12 protein-coding genes are annotated in these 8,994 nt (G+C 66.6%); 4 read left to right on the top strand and 8 right to left on the bottom strand.

Annotated features, from left to right (window positions below; genetic code table 11):
• Together Apa02nite_RS45675 and Apa02nite_RS45670 are read left to right on the top strand one after the other, a co-directional pair.
• Positions 1-457: hypothetical protein (locus Apa02nite_RS45675; RefSeq protein WP_203830723.1), on the top strand; the 457-nt coding region annotated here is incomplete at its 5' end.
• A 261-nt stretch (positions 458-718) separates the two neighbouring features.
• A complete protein-coding gene (locus Apa02nite_RS45670; RefSeq protein WP_203830722.1) occupies positions 719-1,252 on the top strand; it encodes an ankyrin repeat domain-containing protein in 534 nt (177 codons plus the stop codon).
• 119 nt (positions 1,253-1,371) lie between these two features.
• Here Apa02nite_RS45670 and Apa02nite_RS45665 read toward each other — a convergent pair whose 3' ends face one another.
• The 7 genes from Apa02nite_RS45665 to Apa02nite_RS45635 form a co-directional block, all read right to left on the bottom strand.
• Complete coding sequence (locus Apa02nite_RS45665; RefSeq protein WP_203830721.1) at positions 1,372-2,007, bottom strand: hypothetical protein; 636 nt, start codon at positions 2,005-2,007, stop codon at positions 1,372-1,374.
• A gap of 5 nt (positions 2,008-2,012) precedes the next feature.
• Positions 2,013-3,338: a hypothetical protein gene (locus Apa02nite_RS45660; protein WP_203830720.1), complete on the bottom strand. Its 1,326-nt coding sequence runs from the start codon at positions 3,336-3,338 to the stop codon at positions 2,013-2,015.
• Complete coding sequence (locus Apa02nite_RS45655) at positions 3,335-4,090, bottom strand: ATP-binding cassette domain-containing protein (RefSeq protein ID WP_203830731.1); 756 nt, start codon at positions 4,088-4,090, stop codon at positions 3,335-3,337. The genes Apa02nite_RS45660 and Apa02nite_RS45655 overlap by 4 nt, the downstream gene beginning before the upstream one ends.
• A gap of 97 nt (positions 4,091-4,187) precedes the next feature.
• Positions 4,188-4,547, bottom strand: coding sequence for a hypothetical protein (locus tag Apa02nite_RS45650; protein WP_203830719.1), 360 nt, complete (start codon positions 4,545-4,547; stop codon positions 4,188-4,190).
• A 698-nt stretch (positions 4,548-5,245) separates the two neighbouring features.
• Positions 5,246-5,491 (bottom strand): hypothetical protein, encoded by a 246-nt coding sequence (locus tag Apa02nite_RS45645; RefSeq protein WP_203830718.1) that lies wholly within the window; start codon positions 5,489-5,491, stop codon positions 5,246-5,248.
• Between the two features lie 573 nt (positions 5,492-6,064).
• Positions 6,065-6,259 carry a DUF397 domain-containing protein gene (locus Apa02nite_RS45640; RefSeq protein WP_203830717.1) on the bottom strand — a complete coding sequence of 65 codons (195 nt, stop codon included), beginning with the start codon at positions 6,257-6,259 and terminating at the stop codon, positions 6,065-6,067.
• Positions 6,260-6,270: 11 nt separating this feature from the next.
• Positions 6,271-7,113, bottom strand: a complete 843-nt coding sequence (locus Apa02nite_RS45635) for a helix-turn-helix domain-containing protein (protein ID WP_203830716.1) — start codon at positions 7,111-7,113, stop codon at positions 6,271-6,273.
• A gap of 422 nt (positions 7,114-7,535) precedes the next feature.
• Between Apa02nite_RS45635 and Apa02nite_RS45630 the strand changes: the two genes are divergently transcribed.
• Complete coding sequence (locus Apa02nite_RS45630) at positions 7,536-7,823, top strand: hypothetical protein (RefSeq protein ID WP_373873097.1); 288 nt, start codon at positions 7,536-7,538, stop codon at positions 7,821-7,823.
• Positions 7,820-7,987 carry a hypothetical protein gene (locus tag Apa02nite_RS45625; RefSeq protein ID WP_157441881.1) on the top strand — a complete coding sequence of 56 codons (168 nt, stop codon included), beginning with the start codon at positions 7,820-7,822 and terminating at the stop codon, positions 7,985-7,987. The genes Apa02nite_RS45630 and Apa02nite_RS45625 overlap by 4 nt, the downstream gene beginning before the upstream one ends.
• Before the next feature lie 43 nt (positions 7,988-8,030).
• Here the strand turns inward: Apa02nite_RS45625 and Apa02nite_RS45620 are convergent, their stop codons facing one another.
• Positions 8,031-8,900 carry a replication-relaxation family protein gene (locus tag Apa02nite_RS45620; protein ID WP_203830715.1) on the bottom strand — a complete coding sequence of 290 codons (870 nt, stop codon included), beginning with the start codon at positions 8,898-8,900 and terminating at the stop codon, positions 8,031-8,033.
• Positions 8,901-8,994 lie beyond the last annotated feature (94 nt).

Genomic DNA, 8,994 nt, shown 5'->3' with positions numbered 1-8,994 from the left:
CAGACGGTGCACCCCGGCGAAGGAGGACCAGATGGTCGTTCAACCACCACTCACCAGACCCGGACCACAGGGTTTTCTCCGGCGGCTCCTCACCGCGGCGGCGATCCTGGTAGCGCTCACCGTCGGCCTGCTCAGCCCGGCGGCCGCCGCGCAGGCGCAGGCGCAGGCGCCGTCCACTGTCGCAGCGACGGCCGCACAGCTCCAGATCACCCAGTTCGACTGCGACACGGGCGCAAGCCGGTTCTTCTGCGTCATGCACTACAGCGGCGGCACCGGACCGTTCACGATCCGGTGGCGGGTCAACAACGTGATCAACTCGAATCTGAACGACCGTGAGGTAGTTCAGTTCGGCTGTCGATCCGGCGCCGGCACGAGAATCGGTGTCGAGGTCAGGGACTCTCAGGGCTTCCTCGCCTCGATCACCGTGGCATGTCAGTGCAGCCTCAACCAACAGTGACACCAGGCCGCTGCCCCGCCCGGGGCAGCGGCCTGCCGGCGACACGACAAGGATCCACAACGATCACCGGGGGGGCATCGCTGATCCGCCGAGAATGCCCACCAGTCGCGAGCGGGCAACCGCACCCACCGGTCAGGTTCGAGGAACGGGCGAGCGTCAACGGGCCGTACCCCGGCATAGGCACAGCAGTACTCGACAGCGTGATGCTGGTACAGGAAATCGCGCAGGACCTCGCCGCTCGAGTTGTCGGCAGCCATGCCCGTGGCGCCGCCCGTCCCCCAGGCCCCGCCCGTCCGGCAGGCCCGGCTGCCGCGCCGCCTGCAGGAGCAACGCCGCGAACTGATGCGGTTCGCGCTGCACGGCGACACCGACGCCGTGGTGACGCTGCTCGACGCCGGAGTCTCCGCCCACACGCGCGACCACCGGGGCCGCACCCTGCTGCACTTCATGGCGCACCTCCGTGATCCCACCCTGCTGGAACGGCTGCTCGCCGAAGGCCTCGACATCAACGACGCCGACGTCGCCGGCGTGACCCCGCTGGTCGCCACCGCCTACGGCATGGCCGACATCCCGATGATCCGCGCCCTGATCACCGCCGGCGCCCGCCTGGACGCCACCCTGGAACGCACCGGCGAACCGATCACGTCCTGGCTGGAAAAGGCCCGACCGGACGTCTTCGCCGCGATCACCGACCTCCAGGACAGCGCTGTCATCACCGCCCGCCTCGACTGGAGACGCCAGGCGGACGAGGCAGCCCGCGCCCTCGACGAATGGCTCAGCAGCCGCAACCCTTGACCCCCTTCTCGAGCACGGAAGGCGAACAGTCCGGCCGACACAGCCGCACCCGAAGCGTCGGCTGGACGCCTTACGTGCTCCTGAAAGCTGAGGCAGCGGAACAACGACAAATGGCAGCGTCAGGAGGCATTCAACTCGCTACGCCATGTCCGCATTGTCGACCCGAGCGTCCGGATCTGCACCACGAGCGCAGCCGCGGCAACAATCCAGGCCAGTACCACTTTGCCCAGTGGTGCCCCGCTCACGGTCGGCCAGGTGACCGCGACCAAAGGAGACCAAAGGCGAACATCGTGGCTGATCTGTGAAGCGAGAACAAGCCCGACATAGAGCGTCAGAACAACACCGGTCGCCCGCAAAGCCCCGGTATAGGGCGCAAGCAGAAGCCCCAGACCGGTCAGGAACAGGACCGTCGTGGCTGACGGAGGCCACGTCCCGGCGGGCAGCGCCACCACATCGGCACCGGCAAGCACCAATTGCGGGCACACCAGGCTCAACACGGTCACGCAGGCCGTCGGGATCCACCGCCGTCGGGTCACACCGAGCCGGTCAACTGACCACAGTCGTGGCCTCATGACGATCAAGCCGGTGCACGCGAGCGCCAGCGCTGCCAGTTCGGCCAGCCCGACGACCACGACTGGGTTGCTCTGCGCCATTTCGATCTTCAGCGAGAACGGTGCGCACAGAGCGCCGGCGACGCCACACAATATGGCTGCCAGCAGATACCGAATCCCTGAACGCGAAAGGACAATGATCACCGGATTCACGGCAACAGGTCGTCAGTGATAGCGCAACCGCGGATCTGGTTCCGATGGGAGTTCAGCCACTGGTGGACCTGCTTGTCGGAGAGCTTGCCAAATCTCTTGTCAGCGCCGCTCTCGCGGTCCCCGGACAGACGCAGCGTCAGCATGAAAGCGTTATAACCTGGTGCGCTCTGCTCCCATCCCGGCCGCACGAAACACGTCTCGGAACCGGCGATCAGGTTGGCGATGATGTCACGGTCACCGGTTGCGCCGTACCGCGGCGACACGTCGGCGTAGTACACCGTCGGATCGAGGTGCGGATTTGCCCCGTCATGCAATGCCGTATCTTCGACGCGGGTGAACGGCAGGTTTTCCTGGCCCACAAGCACGACGATCGGTTCCACTTCGGCCACCAAGTCGTCAAGGTCGCGCTCATGCGCCTGGTGCACGCAGAAACTCATTCCGACCGCTTCCTTGCAGATCTTCGGCGGGTTTACCTCCCGCACCGCAGGGCTTGGCGGCCGCACCATTCCTACCGCCAAAAGGACAGCCGGCAGGATCCACCACGCAAATACTCGCACGGGTGGCAGGCGTCGCTGGAATCCTCTCGTGCGAAGAACGCCGGCTGCGGTTGCCAATGCGGCGACGAGGACAATCGCGAAGAATGCTCCACGGAAAAGTGCGAACGCGAGGGTCTCCACTCGGCCCGCCGTGCTGACATCTCCGACAACCGGTGTCACCGAATTCCAGGCTCCGATGCCATAACCACAGAGCGTTGCGGCAAATCCGGCAGCGAACGCGATCGGTGCGGCGAAGGCCGATTGCGCCACCACCCCGAACAGCCAACCGAGGACCAACAAGGTATTGAGGATGACAATACCGATCACAAATCCCAGCGGCGCGAGGGAACCTGTCGTCGCGGTGCTGTAGGTCTTCACCACGATCGGCACCAGACCGAGAACGTAGCCGGCAGTGACCACCGTGGCCGCGGGCAACAGATGATGCGCGAGGAACTCAGCCTTGCTCCTGGCGAAGCGCGGCAACGCATACGGTCGGCTCGGCGGGGTCAGCCGTCCGCTCAGGTAGGCACCGAATGCCGCAGCCAGGGGCCCCGTGATGTCCAGTGCCGACCGCTGGAAAAGGCCATTGGTGTGCGCCCATTCCTCATAAGCGAAGCTGAGCTCCAGGCTTGTCCGAACCAGGGTCACCCCGGCGATCACCACGAAGGCGGCGAGGAAGTACCAGACGCCCAGCGGCCAGAAGAACCCTGTTCGGGGTGCGGTCGATTTCGGTGCCCGAGGCAGCACCTGCTCGACAGAGTGACCCTCCCGCGCGGTGTCGGTCACGCCTCACGCCCCAGCCGCGCAACGATCCCGGCGTACGCCTGCTCGAACGCGGAGCCGAAGCCGTGGCCGGCATCCTCATCGACCAGTTTGGCCAGCTCGTCGATCGTGTCATCGAACGCCATCTTGCCCGCTGCCAGCACACCGACGCGGTCACACATGTAGGTCACGTCCTCGATCAGGTGGGTGGAGATCACCACTGTCCGACGTGCCCCGATCGACGTGATCGCCTCACGGAGCCTCAGCCGTTGCGCGGGGTCCAGGCCGACCGTCGGCTCGTCCAGAATGAGCAGGTCCGGTTCGTGCGCCAGCGCGGTTGCCAGGCCGAGACGTTGCCGCTGGCCACCCGACAACGATTTCACGCGATCGCGCGACTTGCTGTGCAGGTCGACCTGCTCCAGGGCCGCCCACGCGGCCGCCGGGCAGTCCCGCTTGGGAACGCCGTTGACCCAGGCCGCATAGGTGGCCGTGTCCAGTACCCGCATCTCCTCAGCAAACGTGAAATGCTGCGGAAGGAATCCGACGCGCCGCGAGTATTCCTTGCCGGTACTCAGAACCGACGCGGATCCGTCACGCGCGGTAATAGCCCCCTGCCAGGGCCTCGTGATCCCCGCCAACAGATGCAGCAGTGTCGTCTTTCCCGCACCGTTCGGACCAAGCAACCCGGTCACGCCGGGCGGAATCCTCCAAGACAACTCATCCAGCACCCGCACGTGGCCATAACCAGCTGAAACGCGTTCAACCGTGAGATTCATCAGATCCAAACTCCAAAAGGTGGGCCCGGGATGCGCATCCCGGGCCCACCGCAGGCAACCTTTAGGCAGGCAAAGCTACTACAAAATCAGCTGAAAATCAGCATTGCGTAACGCGCGGCGACTCAACCGCGCTGCTGCCATTCTGCAGGACCCAGGTGTAGTACTCACCGTTCCCGGCACCGCAGTTACCGGTGACCGAGAGGCTGCCGTTCTGGAAGGTCGTGTACGTGTACGCGACCGGCAGGTCAGGCAGGAAGGCCACGTCCTTCTCGAAGCGCACCTCGAAGTTGACGGCCGCACCGGCGCATCCACTACGCGTGCCCTTAGAAACGTGACCCGAGGTCGGCTTAGCGGCCGACACGGAACAAGCGGCCCAAGCAGGAGCGGAGACGACAAGAATGCCGCCAACCGTTCCCAGACCCATTGCTCCAACCGCGAGAGCTGCACGCAGATTCATAGAACCTCCCCGAATAGGTTCCGCGTTTCAAAACGGCGGAAGACGCAAAAAAATTGCCCACACAATAGGAGTCGCATGACACTCCATCGCTGGCAACGATCAAAAGCCTAATCGATCACCTTAAGTGCGTCAAACCTAGGTCCGAACGGTTACGTTTTCCCTGCTAGCACCTAGTGGACCATTCCAGGCAACGATGCCACGGTTACTGACCGTTGCCAGGAGGTCCAATCATGGACCAAACAGGGAATGACCAAGCAGCACCGGGCATATCCCCTGGCCCGGAAAGCGCTTCTGAGCAGGGATTTTCTGCGTTTCACCGACTGCTCGCGGACTGTTGCGGTCGTTGTTGACCCGCTGGCGGCAGTGACGTGCCCACCCTTTATGCACTCGGGAGTGCCCCCGGCCGACGAAGGGTACTTCGAACCGCGCACCGCAGCCGACGATGCTGGCTGCGATCACCCGGAAGACTCGGCCTCGCGCCGAACACCGTGGACTGGGTTCTCGGCTGATCCGCAGGCCACGGAGATCGTGCGCGCGGGTGCCGCCCGCGAGGCGTCTACCGATCGCTGCACCGAGCAGGAGAAGAGCCCCGGGGGTGCGGCGGCTGCCGATCCTGTAATCGCAACAGACGCTGGAAGTCGGTGCCTCCGGCTGACCGACGGCGCGCCCAGACCCGGGTGGCCCATCGTGTTTACAGCCTAAGAACCGGCCAGCCAGGCTTCCCCGGTGACGGCATCGAAGCGGTACGTCCACTCCTCATCGGTGACGAACAGCGCCCACCGATCGCCGACCGGCAACGCACAGATGTCCTGAACAGGGTTGTTCACGCCGAGGACCGGCAGCTCGGAGAGATCGGGCCCGCCGTACCGCCGGACCTTCTCCCTCTGACCCGCGACGACCAGCAGATCGGCGCCGGCCGGCACGGCGCACACGGCATACGGCATACGGCATACGGCATACGGCATACGGCCGGTAGTCCACGTCGGTCGTGGTGTCCGCCGACAGGTAGCCCGTCCCACCCAGGATCAAGCCGTCCCGGCCGGTACGCGGATCCGGCACCAACTCCCACACCCGCCCCGGCCGCGGCACGCATGAACGACCTCCACTGGCGGCTGTTCGACGGTGACATCCGCGCGGCGTACCCCGGCTCGTAGCACGATCCCCTCAGTCCCCCCGGGACCGATTTCCGGTAACATCCATTCCCACGTCGTCGCACGTAGGTGGGGTGCTCCGGCCCCACTCAACCGGATCGAGGCCGTGACGGCGATCGTCCCCACGCAGGTGGGGGTGCTCCGGGCGCAGGGAGCGCGCCTAAATTTGACCATCAGGTCGTCCCCACGCAGGTGGGGGTACTCCGGGGCCGGGCACCACGCAGTCGTTCTAGGCCCGAACCAGCCCGACGCGGGTGAGGGTGCTCCGACCGTGTCGATGCCGGACTGCTTCTTGAGCCGGCCAGTTCCACGTACGGGGTGCTCCGCAGTCCAACTACCACGCTGCGGTGATGCTGCCGGCTGCGATCAGGCCGGAAGGTCGAACTCGCCGTTCTTGGCGCCGGCCAGCAGCGCGTCCCACTCGCCGGGCGTGAAAGCGAGGACCGGACCGTTGGGGTCCTTGCTGTCGCGGACCTCGACAGTGTCGGCTACGAGCCGGACCTGGACACATTGGCCGTTGCTGCCGCTGCGGGTGCTGGTGCGCCACGTGTGATCGAGCATGCGAACTCCTCCTACGGTTGGTGCTCGGCATCGCGGATCTGTTGGATCATCTCGAGCGAGGCGCTGGGCGACATCGCCGACGATCTGAGGTTGGTGAAGACGGTCAGGCAACGACGCAGGTCCTCGCCCTCAGCGTAGAGGTCTCCGGTGAGTCCTTCGATGTAGACGACGCCGGGACCATGGGGAAAGTTCAGGATGGCGAAACTCGACAGCATCGAGGCGTAGGCGCCGTCGCGGAACGGGATCACCTGCAGGGTGACGTTGCGCAACGCCGCCGCCTGGAGCAGGGCGGCCAGCTGGTCCCGCATCACCTGCGGTCCGCCGATCTGGCGGTGCAGGACCGCCTCGTCCATGACCGCGACCAGCTGCAGCGTGCCCTGGCTGATCAGCTTCTGCCGCTCCATCCGGGCGTCGACGCGTTGCGCGATGGCCTCCGGCCCAGGGTCGAAGGCATCCTCGCTCGTCATCGCGTGGGCGTACGCCTCGGTCTGCAGCAGACCCGGGACCACGATGGTCTCGAAGTTGAGCATCTCGTCAGCCGCGGATTCCAGCCCGATGTACTGCCGGTAGACCTCCGGCAGGTCGCCGTATTTCGCCCACCAACCACGCCGTTTGCCCTCGCGAGCCATCGTCAGCAACGTCTCGCGCAGTTCCGTGTTGTCGACGCCGTACGCGGTGAGCAGCGCGTTCAACGCCGGGCCCTTGATGCCGACACGGCCGGTCTCGATCCGGCGCAGGGTGCTCGGGGAAACCTTGATGACGGCGGCGGCACGCTCGGTCGGCACCTTGATCGCCTCCCGGAGCCGGCGGAGCTGCGCGCCGAGCTGGAACCTCACGAAGGTCGGGCTGTCCACTCGCACTCCCCCCACCGATGGCCGGATGGTCTCAGCTACTTAACACATCCGGCGGAAAATTGGGCACCTGCCCAGCTTGACCGTTCAAAACTGCGCGCGCAGACTCGAAGCGCGAGCATGGCGACACGGTCACTGCCGGTCGCCCTTCCCTCCGGGGGAAGGAGCCGCATGCGAATTCACCGGCCAGCACCACCATGCTGCGGGCCGCAGCGAGAAAACCCTGCGCGTACCGCTCTACGCCGCGACATACCGGCCCTGGCGGTGCCGACGTTGACGGAACTCGACCACGCCGCGGCTGGTCCGCTGGGGCAGGAACCGGTCACGGATCTCGTGGAACCGTTCCTACGGTGGATCCCGGTACCGGGCGGTCGGCCATGACGCCGCGAGCGGGTGATGTTCTGCTGGTCGATCGACGGGCCAGTGTGCAGTTCTTGACGCCGATCGTGGTGCGGGTCATCCATGTGCACGACTGGACGACTCACCTCGGCTGGGTGTGGCTGCTGGTCTACGAGCTCAACCCCGCCGGTGAGGCGGTCGAGCAGCGGGACATCTTCGTCCAGGTCGACGGACTGCTGGTGATCGGCCGGGGGTCAGAGGTGCAGCCCGATGCGGGAGGCAGCCCTGACCGCCGGGCGGCGCACGCCTGCGGTCGATTCCGATCCGAGCGGCCGGCGCGGACGTCGGCCCCTACCTCGAGGAGCGTCCGGTGACAGAGATGACGTACGGGAGCATCGCTGAAGCGATCGCGGACATGATGAGCGATCACGGTTTCGCCTTCGTGGAGAACGACAAGCTGCCCGCGCTGGCGGTGACCCTGCGCGGCTTCTTGGAGGCTGCTGGGCTGCCGATCAACCCGCCGCAGGCGGACAGCTGACCGCACGACCCCGGGGCCCGGACGTCAGGAGGCCCCGGGGATCTCACGGCAGCAGCGGCACGCCCGTCATCAGGGCGAGCGGGTGGTGGTCGGGCATCGCGGGGCCCGGGTTGAGCGGACCGGCCGGGCCGTCCTCGGTGGCGAGCTCCGCCAGGCTGCGCCGCCGCGGTCCGTTGCCGGCCAGCCACCACACCCGACCGGCGGGGCTGACGCCCGGCCGGGTCACGCACGTGGCGACCGGCAGGCCCGCCAGCAGCTGGTCGGCGAGCTTGGCGTGTAGGTGTTGCTCGCGGGCCTGGTTGGGCAGGGCGAACAGCACCGGGTAGCCGGGGCCGCCGTCGGCGCGCAGGCGCCGGTAGGCGGCGAGTTTGTCGACCAGGCGGGTCAGGGATTCGGTGCCGCGGTCGAGTTCGAGGAAGAAGCCGGTCTCGGTGGTGCCGTCGGTCCAGATGCCGTGCCCGTCGGGGTGGATGCGCCGGCCGAACGCGGAGGCCGTGGTCCGTTCGGACCACCAGCGGATCAGGTCCGGTCCGGGTTGCCGGCGGGCGTGGGCCAGCAGGCTCACGAAGAAGTCGTTGACCCCCAGCAGGTGATCGAGGTACGGGCTGGTGTACGCGCGGTCCTGCCGGTCGCGCAGCGCCCGGGCGCTCGGCGGAGCCTCGCCGCGTGCCAGGGCGACGTACCGCGCGGACAGGAATCCGGCGACCCAGCAGACCGGGTAGCGGCCACCGGGCCGGTGGCGCACGAACCGGTCGATGAATCCGAGGGTTCGCAGGGTGTGCAGCCGGTGGCGGCAGGTGGTGCGGTGCGCGAACAGCATCGCGGTCAGCTGGTCGGTGGTCAGGGCGGTGTGTTCGTCGAGCAGCTGGGCGATCGTGTAGTCGCGGACCTGCAGGCGGCGGGAAATGGTCAAAAGGCTGCTCCCCCGTTCGGGAGCTTCCCCTACAGGAAGCTGTCGGGGTGGCATCGCTGCGCGCATGAGGGCCTCCTAGCTGCGGTGTTGGGCG

Origin of the sequence: Actinoplanes palleronii, assembly GCF_016862315.1 — a bacterium.
Classification (GTDB): domain Bacteria; phylum Actinomycetota; class Actinomycetes; order Mycobacteriales; family Micromonosporaceae; genus Actinoplanes; species Actinoplanes palleronii.
This window is presented reverse-complemented; position numbering and strand designations above follow the sequence as displayed.